Source organism: Arthrobacter sp. TJ-240, from assembly GCF_058269195.1.
This window is the reverse complement of sequence record NZ_JBZCNG010000004.1, coordinates 168,060-185,405: the sequence shown is the minus strand read 5'-3', so window position 1 is coordinate 185,405 and position 17,346 is coordinate 168,060. Positions and strand designations below refer to the sequence as shown.

Sequence of the window (17,346 nt, the reverse complement as noted above, 5' to 3'; positions counted from 1 at the left end):
GGATGGAACGCCTCCTGATCGCCAACCGCGGGGAGATCGCCGTCCGCGTCATCCGGGCGGCACGGGAACTGGGCCTCGAGACCGTCCTCGCCGCCAGCGAACCCGACGCCGACTCCTACGCGGCGTCGCTCGCCGACGACGTCCGGGTGGTCGGACCCGCGCCGGCAGCGAAGAGCTACCTCGACGGCGCCGCGGTGCTCAAGGCCGCGGAGGCCGCCGGGTGCGACGCGGTCCACCCCGGTTACGGCTTCCTGTCCGAGAATCCGCGCTTCGCCCGCTCCGTCCTCGACGCCGGCCTCACCTGGGTGGGCCCCTCACCCGACGCCATCGAACTGATGGGCAACAAGTCCCGCGCACGGCAGGCCGCCCGGGAGGCCGGCGTGCCGACCCTGCCCGGGAGCGACGGCGCGCTGGAGCCCGACGTCGACCCCCTCCCCATCGCGCGGGAGGTCGGCTACCCGCTGGTGGTCAAGGCGTCAGCCGGCGGTGGAGGACGCGGGATCCGGCTCGTGACGCAGGAGGAGGACCTGGTCAGGACGGTCGACGTCGCCCGCGCCGAGGCCCAGGCTGCGTTCGGCGACCCCGCCGTGTACCTCGAGCAGTTCGTCTCCCGCGCTCGCCACGTGGAGGTACAGATCCTCGGCGACGGCGAGCGCGTCATCCATCTCGGCGACCGGGACTGCTCACTGCAGCGCCGCCAGCAGAAGATCATCGAGGAGGCCCCCGCCCCCCTGCTGCCCGACGCCGTCCGCGACACCATCCGCGCCTCGTCCATCGAACTCGGCCGCCAGTGCGACTACTCCGGCCTCGGCACCGTCGAATTCCTCTACGACCCGGACCGGGAGCAGGCGGCCTTCATCGAGATGAACACCCGGCTGCAGGTGGAGCACCCGGTCACGGAGATGGTGACCGGCCTCGACCTCGTCCGGGAGCAGCTGCTCGTCGCATCCACCGGCAGGCTGCGGCTCAGCCAGGACGACGTCACCTTTCGGGGCCATGCCTTCGAGTTCCGCATCAACGCCGAGGACCCGTCGCAGGGCTTCCTGCCGAGCCCCGGCACCCTGGCGCGCCTCGACTGGCCCGGAGGCCCGGGGGTGAGGATCGATTCCGGCGTGGTCGCGGGATCCGCCGTCGCACCGTTCTACGACTCCCTGCTCGCCAAGCTCGTGGTGTGGGACGAGACCCGCACCGACGCCATCCGGCGGTCCGCGCGTGCACTCGGGGAGGTGCGGATCGAGGGCGTCAGGACCACCCTGCCGCTCCTGTCGACGGTCCTCCACCGGCCCGAGGTACGCGACGTGACCCACCACTCGAAGTTCATCGAATCGACCCCCGACCTCCTCGGAGCTGACGCATGAGCCACGCACCCCAGCACCTCGACGCCGCCCGCTACACCTGGGGCGGCGACGAGTTCCTCTTCGTCGAGATCTCCGAGAGCATGAGCCTCGCCGCCAACTTCAAGGCGAACGCCATGGCGGCGCGGCTCGCGGCGCGCGCGATCGACGGCGTCGTGGACATCTGTCCCGCCAATGCCTCCCTGCTGCTGCGCTTCAATCCCGACACGGTGGCGCCGGACGAGCTGGAAGCACTCGTGCGGCAGGTCGAGGAGGAGGTCGCCCAGCTGAGCGAGCAGACCCTCGAGACGCGGATCATCGAGATCCCCGTCTGGTACGACGACCCCTACACGCGCGAGACCGGAGCCCGTTTCCGCAAGGGCCACCAGCGGCCCGACGGCACGGACCTGGACTTCGCGGCCGAGGAGAACGGCCTGTCATCCCCGCAGGAGTTCATCCGGAAGCACCACGAATCGCCGTGGCTCGTGTCCATGGTGGGCTTCGTGGCAGGGCTGCCCTTCATGTTCCAGATCGTCCCGCAGGAGGAGCAGCTCGAGGTCCCGAAGTACCTCAGCCCGCGCACCGACACTCCCCCACTGACCGTCGGCCATGGAGGCTGCTTCGCCTGCATCTATTCGGTGCGGGGTGCCGGCGGCTACCAGATGTTCGGTATCGCCGCCGCTCCGATCTTCGACCCGGCGCAGAAGCTCGAAGACTTCTCGGACTTCATGATCTTCTTCCGGCCCGGCGACATCGTGAAGTTCAAGCCCGTCGGCGAGGACGAGTACAGGGCGATCCAGGCGGAAGTCGACGCCGGGACGTTCACCTACCGCCAGGTACCCGTGACCTTCGACCTGCAGAAGGCACTGACCGACCCCACCGCGCACAACCGGGACATTCTGGAGAAGCTCAATGGCCTTTGACATCCTCGAACCCGGCCTCGCCACCTCGGTCCAGGATCGGGGCCGGTTCGGCCACTACAACGTCGGCATCCCGCAGGGCGGGGCGATGGACCAGCTGTCCGCCTCGATGGCGAACGCCCTGGTGGGCAACAGCCCGGGCGACGCCGTCCTCGAGTGCGCCTATCTCGGCCCGCGCTTCACCACCGACACCGACGCCGTCATCGGCGTGGCGGGCGCGCCCGTGCAGGTGAAGGTGAACGGGACGACCGTTGACCAGTGGACCCGGCTGTCGCTGGCCGCCGGGGACGAGGTGTCCTTCGGGATGCTCTCGGGGGGCACGCGCTACTACGTCGCAGTCCAGGGCGGCATCGACGTGCCCGAGGTCCTGGGCAGCCGCAGCACCTACACGCTCGGCGCCCTCGGCGGTTTCCAGGGCCGCACCCTCAAGGCCGGCGACACGGTCCCGGTGGGTGCCTCCTCGGGCTCCTCGTCGCTGGACACCATCCCCGAGGACCTGCGGCCCGTCTACGCGAAGGAGGTGACGGTGCGCATCCTGCCGGGCCTCTACGACCACCGCCTCACCGCGGAGGGCATGGAGACCCTCGTGAGCACGGCGTGGAAGCTGACGCCCGTGGCGGACCGCACGGGACTGCGCTACTCCGGCCCGGACCTCGAGTGGAGGCCGCGCACCCAGCCCTTCGGTGCAGGGTCGGACCCCTCGAACATCGTGGACGCCGGTTATGCCATCGGATCGATCCAGGTGCCCGGCGGCAAGGAGCCGATCGTGCTGCACCGCGACGCCGTCTCCGGCGGCGGCTACGCGATGGTGGCGACGGTCATCAGCGCCGACATGGACGTCGTCGCCCGGAGTGCACCCGGGACCCTGACGCATTTCGAGCCCGTGACGATGGAGCAGGCGCTCGCCGCGCGGGCGGACGCGGCGAAGGTGCGGCAGGCCGTCTGGGGGGCCGCCTGATGGGGCTCCGCGTCAGCCGGCCCGGAGCCCCCGCCCCGCCGCGCCGATGACCGACGCGCTGCTCTCGCGCACGAACAGCTCCGAGGGGTGGCGCACCGAGCCGACCTCCTCCCCGTTCATCACCCGGCGGAGCATCCCGACGGCGGTCCTGCCGATCTCGAGCATCGGCGAGCGCACCGATGTCAGGGGGATGGGCAGCTGCGCGGCCAGGGACGTGTCGTTGAAACCGACGACGGCGATGTCCTGGCCGACGACGAGCCCTCCGGCGCGGAAGGCGCCCATGGCCCCGATCGCGGCGAAGTCGTTGACCGCGAAGACCGCCGTCGGGGCCTCCCTGCCGAGGCGCAACAGCTCCTCCCCCGCCCGGCGGCCGCCCTCCGTGTCGAAGCGTGAGGGCAGGATGCGGTCCGCCGGCACCTCTCCGCCCAGGTCGCGCCAGCGTTCGACGAAGCCTGCCGTCCGGTCCACGCCGGTGCTCGCGTACGTCTCGCCCGCGATGATCGCGACGGAGCGGTGCCCCGTGCTCCACAGGTGGTCCGCGACGAGCCGGCCTCCGCCGGTGTCGTCGCAGGTGGACGACGGGAAGCCCGGGTAGCGGCGGTTCATGAGGACGAAGGGCACGTGCCGCTTCGCGAGGTCGTCCACCAGGCTGCTGCCCGCGTGCACGTCGCCGAGGATCAGGCCGTCCACGCGCCGCGCCAGCATGATCTCGGCCTTGCGGCGCTGCTCGTCGAGATCGTCATGGGAGTTCATCACGAAGGTGGAGTGGCTGCTCTCGGCAGCGGCCTCCTCGACGCCCTCGTACATGGTGGCGAGGACGATGTCCGAGAGGCGGGGCACGATGACGCCGATCGCCCGCGTGCGGCGGGTCCGCAGGCTGGTCGCCTGCGGATCGGGCGAATAGCCCCTCAGCTTCGCGAGATCGCGCACCCTCGTGGCAGTCTCCCTCGACGCAGCGCCCCGGGCGACGTCCGTGTCCGAGTGCAGCACCCGCGAGACCGTGGAGACGTGGATGCCGAGTTCCGCCGCGAGGTCCTTCAGGGTGACCACTGCGTGTCGCCTACCTGCTGGATCCACGGTCCTACCCCCTTCCCGATGGTGCTCATGTTTCGAGTGCGTGAAATCTCGGGCGATCCATTGACGAGATACAGGTCACATCCTATGGTTTTCCTCATTCAACCCAAACGTTTGGGTTTCGTCCAGTTCCACGCAGGTCGCACCGCGCAGAACCCCTGGCACCCGCCCCGGACTTCTGCTTTCCGTAACACTCGCCCAAACGATTGGGTAAGGAGGAAGCACCGTTGGAATCCCTCACCACCGGCCACGTCGTACTGCTGGCGACGGGTGGCACGATCGCCTCCCGCGTCCACACCGCCGACGGATCGACCGTGGCCGCCGACGCAGGGGGCGCCGTCCTCGCCGCGGCCGGGACGAACGCCTCGGTCGAGGTCGTGGACCTCATGCAGAAGGGCTCGTACCTGCTCACCTTCGACGACATGCTCGCTGTCTGCGCGGCCATCCGGACCGCGCTCGAGTCCCCTGAGACGCTCGGGATCGTCGTCACGCACGGCACCGATTCGATGGAGGAGACCGCCTACCTCGCCGACCTCCTCCACGACGATCCGCGGCCGGCGATCTTCACCGGGGCCCAGCGCGCCGCCGACAGCGCGGAGCCGGACGGCCCGGGGAACCTGCGTGCCGCACTCACGCTCGCGGCATCCCCGGAGGCGCAAGCCAGGGGCGCGCTCATCGTGTTCGACGGCGAGGTCTTCCCCCTCCCGGCGACGAGGAAGTCCGAGACGACGGCGCTCCATGCGTTCAGCAACCCGGACCTCGGGTCCGCAGGATCGGTCTCGGCCGACGGCGCGATCACGCTGGGCCCTGCCCTGCGGCGGCCGGCGCCGCTCGCCATTCCCCCGGCCGGGACGGGCACCCGCGTGGACGTCGTCGCCTGCTACCCGGGCGCCGATGCGACCCTCTTCACCGCCGCGGTCGCCGCCGGTGCCCGCGGGATCGTCCTCGAGGCCACCGGGCTCGGGAATGCCAACGCGGAGCTCAGCGACGCCGTCCGCGAGGCCGTACGGGACGGCGTCGTCGTCGTCACCAGCACCCGCGTGCATGCGGGACCGGTGCGGGGGGTCTACGGTGCCGGCGGTGGGAGGACCCTCGAGGACGCCGGAGCCGTCCCGTCCGGGCTGCTCCGTCCCTCCCAGGCCCGCATCCTCCTGCAGGCATTGCTCGCCCTCGGGCTGTCCGCCGAGCAGGTCGTCGGGGAGATCCGGCAGCGGGGCGCCCCTGACGCCCTGGCTCCCGCTCCGCACACCTGACCCCTCCCCGATTTCACCCATCCCAGGAAAGGCCGACCCATGACGAAAGACATCCAGATCGCCTTCGGCGTTGACGTCGATGCAGTTGCCGGAATGCTCGGTTCCTACGGGGGCGAGGACTCGCCCTGCGACATCTCCCGTGGGCTCTTCAGCGGGGACGTCGGCGGCCCCCGCATCCTCCGCCTCTTCGAGAAGTACTCCCTTCCCTCCACCTGGTTCGTCCCGGGCCACTCGCTCGAGACGTTCCCCGACCTCACCCGCATGATCGTCGACGCGGGGCACGAGATCGGCGTCCACGGCTATTCCCACGAGAACCCGATCGCCATGACCCGCGAACAGGAGACGGCGATCCTCGACCGGTCGATCGAGCTCATCGAGCAGGTCTCGGGGCGTCGCCCCACCGGCTATGTGGCGCCGTGGTGGGAGTTCTCCCCCATCACCAACGAGATCCTGCTCGAGCGCGGCATCAAGTACGACCACTCCCTCATGCACAACGACTTCGAGCCCTACTACGTGAGGGTCGGGGACAGCTGGACGAAGATCGACTACTCCAAGCCCGCCGAGGCCTGGATGAAGCCGCTCGTCCGGGGTCAGGAGACCGACCTCGTGGAGATCCCGGCGAACTGGTACCTCGACGACCTCCCGCCGATGATGTTCATCAAGGCGGCACCCAACTCACACGGGTTCGTCAACCCGCGGGACATCGAGCAGATGTGGCGGGACCAGTTCGACTGGGTCTACGCCGAGATGGACTCCGCCGTCTTCACCATGACGATCCACCCCGACGTCTCGGGCCGGCCGCAGGTCCTGCTCATGCTCGAGCGCCTCATCCAGCACTTCAACTCCCACGAGGGCGTCACCTGGCACACGTTCGATCAGATCGCCGACTCGTTCCTGGCACGCAATCCCCGAAAGGAATCGAACTGATGTCCATCAAAGAGGCGGGTGTCGACCTCTCGACGCCGACGGGCAATGAGCAACGCACGTTCCCGGTGTTCTCGAAGAAGAAGACCAGCACGGCGACCGTCCTCGCCCTGCTCGCCTGGACCGTGGCGGTCTTCGACTACGGCCTGTTCGGTACCCTGCTGCCGGCCATGCAGGAGGAATTCGGCTGGACGGCCCCGGAGGCCTACGCGGTCAACACCTGGATCGCCGTCGGAACAGCGATCGTGTGTTTCGGCATCGGTCCCGTGATCGACCGCCTCGGCCGCAAGAAGGGCATGATGCTCACCGTCGGCGGTACCGCCGTCGTCTCGGGCGTCACAGCCTTCATCCCTGCCGGCCTCGGCGTCATCAGCAATTCACTCCTCGTCTTCGTGCGCTCCTTCGGCGGCCTGGGCTTCTCCGAGCAGGCCGTCAACGCCACCTACATGAACGAGGTGTACCAGGTCACCGAGGACGAGCGGAAGCGCAAGCGTCCGGGCTTCCACTACTCCTTCATCCAGGGCGGCTGGCCGCTGGGCTTCCTCCTCGCGAGTGCCCTCGCCCTGGTGTTCCTGCCGATCTTCGGCTGGCGCGCCCTGTACCTCATGGCCACCATCCCCGCGATCATCATCGTCCTGCTCATCAGCAAGAAGCTGAAGGAGACGCCGCAGTTCGAGCTGCACCAGCGCCTCACCGAACTGGAGAAGGGCGGCAAGAGCGACGAAGCCCACGCGCTCGCCGGCGCCTACGGTGTCGAACACTCCTCCACCTCACCCCTCAAGCGCATCTGGGAAGGCGAGTTCCGCCGCAACACGATCGTGTTCTCGCTCGCCTGGATCCTCAACTTCTTCGGCATCGCGATCTTCAGCGTCCTCGGCACCTCGGTGCTCGCGAACGCCAAGGGCGTGGAACTCTCCGACGCCTTCTGGATGCTGATCGTCATCAACCTGCTCGCGTACTTCGGCTACGTGTTCCACGGCTGGATCGGCGACAAGGTGGGCCGGAAGCGGACCATCATCGTGGGCTGGATCATCTCGGGCCTGTCCTTCGCCGTGATGCTGAGCCCGCTGGTGTCCAGCCCGTTCCTGATCATCCTCACGTACGGCACCGGCCTGTTCTTCCTGGTGGGCCCCTACGCCGCGATCCAGTACTTCATGGCCGAGTGCTACCCCGTGAGCTGCCGTGCCACGGGCCTCGCGTTCATCGGTGCCATGAGCCAGCCCGGGACGATCATCGGCGGCGCCCTGTTCACGCTCGTCGCCGCTGCGGCAGGCACCGGTGCTGCCGCCCTCTGGGTGGGCGCGGTGGGCACGCTGCTCTCCGGAGTCCTGATGATCGCGGCGCGTCCCGTCGCAGCCGTGGCCCTCGAGGAACCGCATGCAGCACTCTGAGGTAGCCATCGTCACGGGTGCCGCCAGTGGTATCGGCCGCGCCCTCGCCGTCCACTACGCCGGCCGGGACGTCCGGACCGTCATCGGCACCTTCCCCGGCGACCCGCACGACCCGGAGGAGACCCTCTCCGGCGTTCGGGCCGCGGGCGGAGATGCCGTCATCCACGAGGTCGACGTGCGTTCCACGGAGTCCGTGGACGCCTTCGCCCAGCGCGCCCTGGACGAGTACGGGCGCCTCGACTACGCCGTCGCGAACGCGGGCATCCTGCGCAACGCCCCGCTGAACGAGCTGACGGACGACCTCTGGGGCGCGATGCTCGACGTCGACCTGACCGGCGTCCTCCGGACGCTGCGCTCGGCATCCCAGCGGATGAACGGCCCCGGTGCGCTCGTCGCCGTGTCCTCGATCGCCGGGGGTGTCTACGGGTGGGAGGAACACGCCCACTACGCCGCGGCGAAATCGGGGGTCCTCGGGCTCATCCGCAGCGTCGCCTCGGAACTGGGGCCGCGGGCGATCCGCGCCAACGCGGTGATCCCGGGTCTCATCGAGACGCCGCAGTCCCTCGACCCCGTCAACTCGCTCGGTCCCGAGGGCCTCGAGCGGGCGGGCAGGGACATCCCCTGGGGCCGGGTTGGCAAGCCGGAGGAGGTCGCCGACGTGATCGGCTTCCTGACCTCCGACGCGTCGCGCTACGTGACCGGCCAGTCACTCGTCGTCGACGGTGGCCTGACCATCAAGATGCGCGCATGACGGCCGGCGCCGGCGCTCCCCTCGCGGCAGGGCGCCGGGGCGTCGTCGTGACCGGTGGTGGCAGCGGCATCGGGGCGGCGATCGCCGAGGCCTTCGCCGCCCAGGGCGACCGGGTGGTGGTGCTGGACCGCGCACCCGGTCCGGGGATCATCGAGGTCGACGTCGCACGCGAGGAGAGCGTCCGGAGTGCCTTCGCCGAGGCGCGGGACGGGATCGGGACCGTCGACGTCCTGGTGAACAGCGCCGGGCTGCTCACCGAGTCGCCGCTCGAGGACATGAGCCTCGCACAGTGGACGGAGACCATCTCCGTGGACCTCACCGGCGTGTTCCTCTGCTGCCGGGAGGTCATCGGCCCGATGCGGAACCGGCGGTGGGGGCGCATCATCAACATCTCGTCCCAGCTCGGCATCAAGGGCGGCACCGGGCTGAGCCACTACAGCGCCGCGAAGGCGGGGGTGATCGGCATGACCAAGGCGCTCGCGCTCGAGGTCTCGGCGGACAACGTGCTCGCCAACTGCATCGCCCCCGGGCCCATCGAGACCCCGCTGGTCGACGGCATCTCCGAGGACTGGAAGGCGGCGAAGCGGAAGGAGCTGCCGCTGCGCAGGTTCGGCGTGCCGGCCGAGGTCGCTCCCACCGCGCTGCTGCTGGCGAGCGACCCCGGGGGCAACCTCTTCGTCGGCCAGACCCTGGGCCCCAACTCGGGCGACGTGATGCCATGACGGCCCCTTTCCCGGACGCCTGATGTGCGGCGCGTGCGGCCGCACCGTCGTCCCGGACCCGGTCCTCGGGCCGGTGAGGACGACGCGCGACCTGCTGCTCGTGGCGCAGGCCGTCAACACGATCGTGTCCGGGCTGCCGGGTGGGTCCGTGGTGCGCGTCGCCGGAACGGGCTGGGTGGTCGCGGGCCGCACGGGAAGCAGCACCGCCTGCGACACGGTCGGGCAGCTCTGGTCCGCCCTGGTCGGTGTGCAGGCGCGGACGCCGCAGGGCGCGTCCCGTCTGGCCGATGCCCTGGCCGTCGCACTGCCGGCGTCGTCCGCGCTCGGTGACCGCGTGGTGCGTGCAGGGCTCTCCGCCGCACGCTCCTCCCCGGCAACCCGGCAGCCTTCGCGCAGCATTGGCCAAGGACACACCGGACGGTAGCTGAAGCACCGCATCACGGAGCACGATGGACGCACGGGCATCGGGTGGAGGGGCAGCACAGGACATGGGGACACAGGATCGCGAGTGGTTCCGTGAGCGGGGCGAGCCGGCAGGCACGGTGGGCCGTTCGCCGTCGGGCCGGATCGCGCCACGCCGACGCGGCCGCGGTTCACGGCGGCCTTCCGGTTCGCGACTCACGCTGCGCCTCTCGACCGTTGCCGTCCTCGCGCTCGTCGTGCTCCTGTATGCGACGCCGTCGCTGTTCGACCGTTTCGTGCTCCCGGCCGCCCTGCCGTACCTGCCCGGCGCCAATGTGCCGCCGCGCGGCGTCGAGGCCGGTCCGGTGCCGCTCGGCACCCCACCCCCCGCACCGGCGTCGGCGGCGTATCGGCTTCTCGAGTCGCCGATCGAGGAGCAGCAGTGGATCGGCTACGACCCCTGCCGGCCCGTGCACTTCGTGGTGCGGCCGGACAATGCTCCTGCCGGGTCGGAGGGCCTGGTGCAGGAGGCGGTCGCGGAGGTGTCAGCAGCGACAGGGCTGCACTTCGTGGACGACGGCACCACGTCGGAGGCACCGAGCGAGGAGCGCGACCTCTACCAGCCGGAGCTGTACGGGAAGACCTGGGTGCCGGTCCTGATCAGCTGGACGAGCCCCGCCGAGATCCCGGCACTCGCAGGCGACATCGCCGGGCTCGGTGGCAGCGACTACGCCCGGAGGCCGGGACAGCCCCTCGTCTATGTCGGCGGCCAGGTGCAGCTCGACGCGCCCGACGCCGCCGACACCCTGCTCTTCCCGGACGGTCGCACCTACGTGAAGGCGACGATCATGCACGAGCTCGCGCACGTCGTCGGGCTCGACCACGTGGACGACCCGAACGAACTCATGTACGCCGAGAATCTCGGCCAGACCACCTTCGGCCAGGGGGACCGCGCCGGGCTGGCGCTCCTCGGATCGGGACCCTGCGCGCCCGGGCTGTGACCTGCCTCCCGCACGGCGGGCCGCTGTCAAGACCAGGCGGTGTGGGGCGGTGATCGGATTCCTCCGCAGCCCGGTCACCGCGTAGATTTATGCAATGAGCAACGATGCCCCTTCGACAGTCATCCGTCCGTTCGATCCCGACGGCGGCGGCGACCAGCCTGCCGAGGCACTCGAGGCGCTCATAGCGAAGGTCGAGGGCGAGGTCACCGAGCTCCAGTTCACGCGGTTCACCAATGACGACGCCGTCGCCCTCGGGCAGTTGCTCGTCCAGCTGGGAGTGGGGCGCAACCTCCCGATCGCCGTCAGTATCTGCAAGCCGAACCACATCCTGTTCCGGGCCGCGCTCGAGGGCGCCACACCCGACAACGACTTCTGGCTGGACGCGAAGAGCCGGACGGCGGAGCGGTACTCGGTGCCGTCGCTGCTGGTCGGGCTGCGGGCGCGTCGCAACGGCGGCGGGATCGGCGACAACCCGATGTTCGACTCGGCGACGTACGCCGCCCACGGCGGTTCGTTCCCGTTCTACATCAGGGGCGTCGGTCCCGTGGCGACCGTGACGGTGTCCGGCCTGCCGCAGCTCGAGGATCACCGGCTCGTCGTCGAGGCGCTCCGGACGTTCCACGCGGCCGAAGGCCTGTAGTGCCCTGCCGGGCGGCGCTCCTGGAGGGAACGCCGCCCGGCGATGCCGGGCAGGCCCTAGAGGGAGGCCTGAATGGCATCCGCGATCGGCGTCTCGCCGTTGTTGAACCGGATCGTCCTGTCGACGGTCCGGAGCTCCCCGAGAACCACGGCAGCCACCTGGGCCACGTCCTCGCGGGTCACGGAATCCTGTTGGGGCTCGTCGGAGACCTCGATCCTTCCGGTGCCGGGCTCTGTGGTCAGCGAACCGGGGCCGAGGATCGTCCAGGCGAGCCTGGAGTTGCGCAGGTGCTCGTCCGCTGCGGCCTTCGCCTCTGCGTAGTGGAAGAAGCCGTTGTCCTCGGGCACGCCGTGATCCTTGCGGGAGCCGATGTAGGACACCATGACATAGCGGCCCACCGAGGCCGCTTCCGCAGCATCGATCGAACGGATCGCCGCGTCCCGGTCCACCGCGTAGGTGGCCTCGACGCTGCTGCCGCCCGCACCGGCCGACCAGACGACGGCATCATGTCCACGGAAGACGTCGGCCATCTGTTCCACCGACAGCTCGGACACGTCGGCCACGACGGGGGTGGCGCCTGCCTGCTCCACATCTGCCGAATGGTCCTGGTTGCGGAAGATCGAGCTGACCTGATGGCCCTGGCTGCTCAGGATCTTCGCGAGGTGCAGTGCTACTTTGCCGTGCCCACCGATGATGGCTACGCGTGACATGAAAACTCCTTCTGATCGACGGATACCTTGTCCCCGACGCTAGTCCCCCCGCGCGGGCGATGGCCACCGGTCGTACGATGTTCAGCCGCCGGCGCAGGCCTATTCCCGATCGTCGGCAGGGTGTCGGGGCGCGACGATCCGAGCGGGGCGAGGAACGCGACTACCGCAGATAGGACGCCCCGTTCGCGTCCACCACCGTGCCGCTCACCCATACCGGAGCATCGGTGGCGAGCCAGGCGACTGCCTGCGCGATCTCCTCCGGCGTCGCAACCCGGTCGAACGGACTCTGTGCCCGCACCGCGTCGCCACCGGGCCCGTCGAGGACGGTCCTGCCCATGTCCGTCTCCACGAATCCCGGAGCCACCGCCGCCGCGAAGATGCCATGCGGCGCGAGACCGACGGCGAGGGACTGCGTCATCGCATGCAGCGCCGCCTTGCTGGCCCCATAGGCCGGGGTGACGGGTTCTCCGCGGTAGGCACCGCGCGAGCCGACCGAGATCAGCCGTCCACCGTCCGGTCCCGCGGGCCGACCCAGGAGGTGACGGGCCACCAGCCAGGCCAGGTTCGCAGGGCCCATCAGATTCACGTCGAGTGTGCGCTGCCACGCCTGCTGCCAGTCCTCGTACGACGTGGTCCCGATGGGATGTGCCTCGAAGATGCCGGCATTGTTCACCAGCACGTCGATACCGCCGAGGTCGTCCACCACGCCGTCGACGATGCGCCGGCACGCCTCCGGATCACCCACATCACCGACGACGACCACGTGCCCGGCACCGGGAAGACCGTCGCGGACCAGCCTCGCCGCCGAGGCATCACGTCCGGCATGCACCGCGATCCGGTGACCCCGTCCCGCCAGCTCCTGCGCGATGGCCGCACCGATCCCACGGCTCGCTCCTGTCACCAGAATGCTCAGTGTCATGCAGCAGACGCTACATCCTGCACGCCTGCCGCTGCCGCGGATGGGCACCTGTGGACCTGGAGCCCGATGCCGGGGGAGGTCCTTGCTACGCTGCAAGGCATTGCCCATGCTTCTGCCGTGAAGGACCCGGATGGACCTGTTCAGCGCGCACCTCGACAAGGGGATCCTCCGACTGCGGTGGAACCGGGGCGTCGAGATCACGTATGCGGCCGCCGCGGCCGCCGCCCGTGCGCTCGCCGAGTTCCACGGACCCACCAACCTCCCGCTCCTCGTCCACATGCACGGCATCTCCGGGATCACCCCGGAGGCACGCGTGGGCATGGCGTCCTACCGGGGCTTCACACGGGTGGCTCTGGTAGGTGCCGACGCCGTCGACGAAGTGATGTCGGGCTTCTCCCACCGCTCCCCCACCGCCACCCGGTACTTCACGTCGGAGGCCGAAGCCCTCGCCTGGCTGCGGGACAGCAGCACAGCAGACCGGCCCGTCCCGGCACGATAACGTTCCGGGAGGGCGGAGACCGGTCGACGGGCTCCGTTGACCGGTCTCCGCACCGGATGCCAGAGTGACACCATGAGCACCGAGAACACCGGAAACGACGACGTCCAGGTCAGCAACAACGAGGGCAGGAGCCGCTACATCGCCACCCTCGACGGCGAATCCGCAGGCATCGCCGCCTATGAACGCTCCGGCGAGACCATCGTCTTCACGCACACCGTGGTCGACGAGGACATGGAGGGTCACGGCGTCGGCAGCACCCTGATCCGTCATGCCCTCGACGACGCTCGGGACCAGAAGCTCACCGTGGTGCCGCAGTGCGAGTTCGTCGCGGCGTTCATCGACGAGCACCCGGAGTACCAGGACCTGGTGGGCTAGGCGGCCCTGCCGGCCCTGGCTCCGAGCGCGACGTCGATCAGCACCTCGGCCGCGCGCCGCGCCTGCTGTGCAGCCTCGGCTGTCCCCGCGATGGCCGCCGTCGTCTGGGCGCCCTCGGCGAGGATCGAGAGCTGCGGCGCGAGGTACGCCGGCGCACCCGCGTCATCGGCCAGTGCTCCGACGTACTCCTGGAAGGACGCCTTGTGCTCGCGCGCGTACCGGGCCACCTCGGGGTCCACCGCACCGAGTTCGGCGAAGCTGTTGATGAAGCCGCATCCCCGGAACGAGTCATCGCAGAACCACTGCGCGAGGTAGTCGAAGATCGCGAGAAGGCGCTCGCGGGGTCCGGCCACCTGGTGGACCGCCGCCTCCAGCCCCTCCGCCCATGACCGGTGGCGCCGCTCCAGCACGGCCATGACGATGCTGCTCTTCGACGGGAACTCCTGGTAGAGCCTCTTGAGCGAGACGCCGGCTGCCGAGCGCAGCTCATCCATGCCCACGGCCTGGATGCCGCGTGCGTTGTACAGCTCGTCGGCGGTCGCGACGATGCGGGTGCGCGGCTCGGTGAGATTCATCCATCCATTCTACTTGAATAGAGAACGATCGTTCTATACGCTGTGATCAGCAGGCGAGAACGACCGTTCTCACCGCTCGAGGAAAGGACCAGATCATGGGCTTCATCAAGGTCGGCACCGAGAACAGCACGGACATCGAGCTCTACTACGAGGACCACGGCACGGGTCAGCCCGTCGTCCTGATCCACGGCTATCCCCTCGACGGCGGCTCCTGGGAGAAGCAGACGGCCGCTCTCCTGACCGCCGGCTACCGGGTCATCACCTACGACCGCCGCGGCTTCGGCAAGTCCAGCAAGCCCACCACGGGCTACGACTACGACACCTTCGCCGCGGACCTGAACACCGTGCTCGAGACCCTCGACCTGAACGACGTCGTCCTCGTCGGCTTCTCGATGGGTACCGGCGAGGTGGGCCGCTACATCGGCACCTACGGCGAGGCACGCGTCGCCAAGGCCGCGTTCCTCGGCTCGCTCGAGCCCTTCCTGCTCCAGACCGACGACAATCCGTCGGGCGTACCCTCCACCGTGTTCGACGGCATCCGGAGCGCGGCGATCGAGGACCGCTACGCCTGGTTCAGCAACTTCTACAAGGACTTCTTCAACACCGATGCCTTCCTCGGGAACCGGCTCAGCGAGGAGGCACTGCAGAACGCGTGGAACGTCGCCGCGGGGTCGTCCTGGTACGCGTCCTTCGCCGTCGTCGACAGCTGGCTGACCGACTTCCGCTCCGATGTCGAGAAGGTGACCGTGCCGTCCCTGATCGTCCACGGCACGGAGGACCGCATCCTGCCGATCGACTCGACCGGTCGCGAGTTCACCAAGCGCCTGCCGTCCGCCGAATACGTGGAGATCGAGGGCGCACCGCACGGCCTGCTGTGGACCCACGGCGCCGAGGTCAACGATATCCTCCTCCGCTTCCTGTCCAAGTAGCAGCCTTCGACGGCTGATTCATGCGAAGGGCGCCGGATCATCCGGCGCCCTTCGTCGTTCCGCGGAGCGGATCCACCGCGGAGGCAGGGTCCTAGAGCTGGATCCCACGCGTGAGGGCGCCGTCGATCAGGATGTTGGCGCCGGTGGTGCGGCCGGAGCGGGGGCTGGCGAGAAACACGACGGCGTCGGCCACCTCCTGCGGCGTGCCCATACGGCCCGTCGGATTGAGCCCCATCGCTGTCGCGAAGAGTTCCGGGTTTCCCTGCTCGATGCCCTCCCACACTCCACCGGCGTGGTAGGTGTTGCCCGGCGAGACGGTGTTGGCCCGGATTCCCTGCCCGGCGAGCTGGAACGCCAGGCCCGCCATGTACCCGATGAGTGCGGTCTTCACGGTGCCGTACGGGCCGGACGCGAAGTCCACCTCCCGGCCGGAGACGCTCGAGATCGCCGTGATCGACGGGATCCTGCTGCGTTCGAGGTGCGGCAGTGACGCCTTGACGAGGCCCACCGTGCCGAGCAGGTCCACCCGCAGGCTCGCCTCCCAGTTCTCCGCGGTATCCGCGATCGCGAGGGCGCTGACGTTGCTCACGACGGCGTCGATCCCGCCGAAGTCCGCAGCCACCGCTTCGACCCATGCGCTCACCGCCGGGCCGTCGCCGACGTCGAGCACGTACCCCTTGACGCGGCCGGACGAGGTGGCGAGTGCCGCCTCCGTCACGTCGACGTCGTCGGCGTGACGGGCACAGAAGGCGACGTTCGCGCCCTCGGCGGCGAAGGACTCGACGATCGCGCGACCGATGCCCTTCGTTCCGCCGGTGACGAGTGCGGTCGAGCCGCTGAGGTACAGGTCCATCGATGTCCTTCGGTCGGGGGCGGATTGTTTCGGGGGGATCGTCAGGTCGAAAGGTGGAGGTCCGGGCAGAGGATTTGCGGTCGGGCCGCGGCCGGCTCGACTCAGCGCAGTTCTGCGGCCTGCCGTCGGAGATGCGCATGGAGTCCGCCGTAGGCGTCGACGGCGGGGAAGAGTGCCTTGGGTGCCTTCACGATCACGCTGTAGTTGGCGTCGACGGCGTTCGCTATCGGTGCAAGGGCTGTCTGTGTGAGGAGCTGGTAGGCATCGAGCTGGTGCAGCCCGAAGAGATCGCTGAACCAGCGGACCATCTCCAGCTGCCCGATGCGCCACGAATCCTCCATGGGGCGCGAGGAGCCGACGGCCATCCAGTGGTAGTCGGTCTCGAGCCGCGGCCAGCCCGGAGCGCCGCCCTTGATGAGTTCGACGATGATGGTCGAGTGCATGGCACCCTCGACGGCGGTGCCGCAGGCCTCGCCCTCGCCCTGGCGGTAGTGGCCGTCGCCGATGGAGAACAGCGCGCCCTCGACGTTGACCCCGAGGTACACGGTGGTACCGGGCTTCACATCCGGTGCGTCCATGTTGCCGCCGAACCGTTCGGGGACGAGAGCCGAGCGGACCTCACCTCCGGGAGGCGCGACGCCGATGGTGCCGAGCATCGGCTCGAGCGGCAGTGCGACCTCGAAGTCACCGAGTCTCGACTGGAATCCGACGGTCCGCCGCTCGGTGTCGACGTGGTAGATCCAGGTGATGTCCGGCAGTGGTTCCTGCAGGGTGGCGGTGCGATCGGTACTGGTGAGCCCGCCGAAGAAAGGGATGGTGGCCGAAGCCCCGTAGGAGCGGGCCGGAGTGAGGTCGACGACGTGGAGTGCGAGGGTGTCGCCGGGCTCGGCACCCTCCACGTAGAACGGTCCGGTCTGCGGGTTGACGAAGGCGAGGTCGACCTTCTCTCCGGAGACGTCGTCCACCGAGGTGAGCGCGTTGTTGAAGGCGTCCTCGGACCAGAGCCGGAGCGCCGTACCGGGCCGGACGGTCAGCACGGGGGCGCTGCCGCCGAAGGTGTACACGAGTTGGTCACGCCGCGGGTGGTACTCGATGATCTCCATGACCGGATGCTAC

General features: G+C 69.4%; 20 protein-coding genes. 14 read left to right on the top strand and 6 right to left on the bottom strand.

What is annotated here, in order from left to right:
• Window positions 1–2 precede the first annotated feature (2 nt).
• Genes AC4D2C_RS11830 through AC4D2C_RS11820 form a run of 3 tightly spaced genes read left to right on the top strand, consistent with a single transcriptional unit; the run spans window position 3 to window position 3,212 of the window.
• Complete coding sequence (locus AC4D2C_RS11830; RefSeq protein WP_490915067.1) at window positions 3–1,358, top strand: acetyl-CoA carboxylase biotin carboxylase subunit; 1,356 nt, start codon at window positions 3–5, stop codon at window positions 1,356–1,358.
• Entirely contained in the window at window positions 1,355–2,257 is a 903-nt protein-coding gene (locus AC4D2C_RS11825; RefSeq protein WP_490915065.1) for a 5-oxoprolinase subunit B family protein, read from the top strand. Before AC4D2C_RS11830 ends, AC4D2C_RS11825 begins: the two co-directional genes overlap by 4 nt.
• On the top strand, window positions 2,247–3,212 hold the full coding sequence (locus AC4D2C_RS11820) for a 5-oxoprolinase subunit C family protein (RefSeq protein ID WP_490915063.1): 966 nt from the start codon (window positions 2,247–2,249) through the stop codon (window positions 3,210–3,212). The genes AC4D2C_RS11825 and AC4D2C_RS11820 overlap by 11 nt, the downstream gene beginning before the upstream one ends.
• Before the next feature lie 12 nt (window positions 3,213–3,224).
• Here the strand turns inward: AC4D2C_RS11820 and AC4D2C_RS11815 are convergent, their stop codons facing one another.
• Window positions 3,225–4,262 (bottom strand): LacI family DNA-binding transcriptional regulator, encoded by a 1,038-nt coding sequence (locus AC4D2C_RS11815; RefSeq protein ID WP_490915062.1) that lies wholly within the window; start codon window positions 4,260–4,262, stop codon window positions 3,225–3,227.
• Window positions 4,263–4,513: 251 nt separating this feature from the next.
• Between AC4D2C_RS11815 and AC4D2C_RS11810 the strand changes: the two genes are divergently transcribed.
• The 8 genes from AC4D2C_RS11810 (at window position 4,514) to AC4D2C_RS11775 (ending at window position 11,370) form a co-directional block, all read left to right on the top strand.
• Window positions 4,514–5,539 carry an asparaginase gene (locus AC4D2C_RS11810; protein ID WP_490915061.1) on the top strand — a complete coding sequence of 342 codons (1,026 nt, stop codon included), beginning with the start codon at window positions 4,514–4,516 and terminating at the stop codon, window positions 5,537–5,539.
• A 39-nt stretch (window positions 5,540–5,578) separates the two neighbouring features.
• The gene (locus AC4D2C_RS11805) at window positions 5,579–6,466 is read left to right on the top strand and encodes a polysaccharide deacetylase family protein (protein WP_490905349.1); all 888 of its coding nucleotides are present in this window, start codon (window positions 5,579–5,581) and stop codon (window positions 6,464–6,466) included.
• Entirely contained in the window at window positions 6,466–7,854 is a 1,389-nt protein-coding gene (locus tag AC4D2C_RS11800) for an MFS transporter (RefSeq protein ID WP_490915059.1), read from the top strand. Before AC4D2C_RS11805 ends, AC4D2C_RS11800 begins: the two co-directional genes overlap by 1 nt.
• Entirely contained in the window at window positions 7,841–8,605 is a 765-nt protein-coding gene (locus tag AC4D2C_RS11795) for an SDR family NAD(P)-dependent oxidoreductase (RefSeq protein WP_490915058.1), read from the top strand. The genes AC4D2C_RS11800 and AC4D2C_RS11795 overlap by 14 nt, the downstream gene beginning before the upstream one ends.
• On the top strand, window positions 8,602–9,327 hold the full coding sequence (locus tag AC4D2C_RS11790) for an SDR family oxidoreductase (protein ID WP_490915057.1): 726 nt from the start codon (window positions 8,602–8,604) through the stop codon (window positions 9,325–9,327). The genes AC4D2C_RS11795 and AC4D2C_RS11790 overlap by 4 nt, the downstream gene beginning before the upstream one ends.
• Window positions 9,328–9,349: 22 nt before the next feature.
• Window positions 9,350–9,751: a hypothetical protein gene (locus AC4D2C_RS11785; protein ID WP_490915056.1), complete on the top strand. Its 402-nt coding sequence runs from the start codon at window positions 9,350–9,352 to the stop codon at window positions 9,749–9,751.
• A 64-nt stretch (window positions 9,752–9,815) separates the two neighbouring features.
• Complete coding sequence (locus AC4D2C_RS11780) at window positions 9,816–10,730, top strand: zinc metalloprotease (protein WP_490915055.1); 915 nt, start codon at window positions 9,816–9,818, stop codon at window positions 10,728–10,730.
• Between the two features lie 94 nt (window positions 10,731–10,824).
• Window positions 10,825–11,370 carry a heme-degrading domain-containing protein gene (locus AC4D2C_RS11775; protein ID WP_490915054.1) on the top strand — a complete coding sequence of 182 codons (546 nt, stop codon included), beginning with the start codon at window positions 10,825–10,827 and terminating at the stop codon, window positions 11,368–11,370.
• Window positions 11,371–11,426: 56 nt separating this feature from the next.
• On the opposite strand, the gene AC4D2C_RS11770 is transcribed toward AC4D2C_RS11775, so the two are convergent.
• The gene (locus AC4D2C_RS11770; RefSeq protein WP_490915053.1) at window positions 11,427–12,080 is read right to left on the bottom strand and encodes an SDR family oxidoreductase; all 654 of its coding nucleotides are present in this window, start codon (window positions 12,078–12,080) and stop codon (window positions 11,427–11,429) included.
• Between the two features lie 160 nt (window positions 12,081–12,240).
• Window positions 12,241–12,999: an SDR family NAD(P)-dependent oxidoreductase gene (locus AC4D2C_RS11765; RefSeq protein WP_490915052.1), complete on the bottom strand. Its 759-nt coding sequence runs from the start codon at window positions 12,997–12,999 to the stop codon at window positions 12,241–12,243.
• 130 nt (window positions 13,000–13,129) lie between these two features.
• Between AC4D2C_RS11765 and AC4D2C_RS11760 the strand changes: the two genes are divergently transcribed.
• Together AC4D2C_RS11760 and AC4D2C_RS11755 are read left to right on the top strand one after the other, a co-directional pair.
• Window positions 13,130–13,498 (top strand): SpoIIAA family protein, encoded by a 369-nt coding sequence (locus AC4D2C_RS11760; RefSeq protein WP_490915051.1) that lies wholly within the window; start codon window positions 13,130–13,132, stop codon window positions 13,496–13,498.
• Between the two features lie 72 nt (window positions 13,499–13,570).
• Complete coding sequence (locus tag AC4D2C_RS11755) at window positions 13,571–13,873, top strand: GNAT family N-acetyltransferase (RefSeq protein ID WP_490915049.1); 303 nt, start codon at window positions 13,571–13,573, stop codon at window positions 13,871–13,873.
• Here AC4D2C_RS11755 and AC4D2C_RS11750 read toward each other — a convergent pair.
• Entirely contained in the window at window positions 13,870–14,448 is a 579-nt protein-coding gene (locus AC4D2C_RS11750; protein WP_490915048.1) for a TetR/AcrR family transcriptional regulator, read from the bottom strand. The genes AC4D2C_RS11755 and AC4D2C_RS11750 overlap by 4 nt on opposite strands.
• A 95-nt stretch (window positions 14,449–14,543) precedes the next feature.
• Here AC4D2C_RS11750 and AC4D2C_RS11745 point away from each other — a divergent pair, with 95 nt between their 5' ends.
• Window positions 14,544–15,377 (top strand): alpha/beta fold hydrolase, encoded by an 834-nt coding sequence (locus AC4D2C_RS11745; protein WP_490915047.1) that lies wholly within the window; start codon window positions 14,544–14,546, stop codon window positions 15,375–15,377.
• A gap of 91 nt (window positions 15,378–15,468) precedes the next feature.
• On the opposite strand, the gene AC4D2C_RS11740 is transcribed toward AC4D2C_RS11745, so the two are convergent.
• Together AC4D2C_RS11740 and AC4D2C_RS11735 are read right to left on the bottom strand one after the other, a co-directional pair.
• A complete protein-coding gene (locus tag AC4D2C_RS11740) occupies window positions 15,469–16,230 on the bottom strand; it encodes an SDR family NAD(P)-dependent oxidoreductase (RefSeq protein WP_490915045.1) in 762 nt (253 codons plus the stop codon).
• A 101-nt stretch (window positions 16,231–16,331) separates the two neighbouring features.
• Complete coding sequence (locus AC4D2C_RS11735) at window positions 16,332–17,333, bottom strand: acetamidase/formamidase family protein (protein ID WP_490905335.1); 1,002 nt, start codon at window positions 17,331–17,333, stop codon at window positions 16,332–16,334.
• Window positions 17,334–17,346 lie beyond the last annotated feature (13 nt).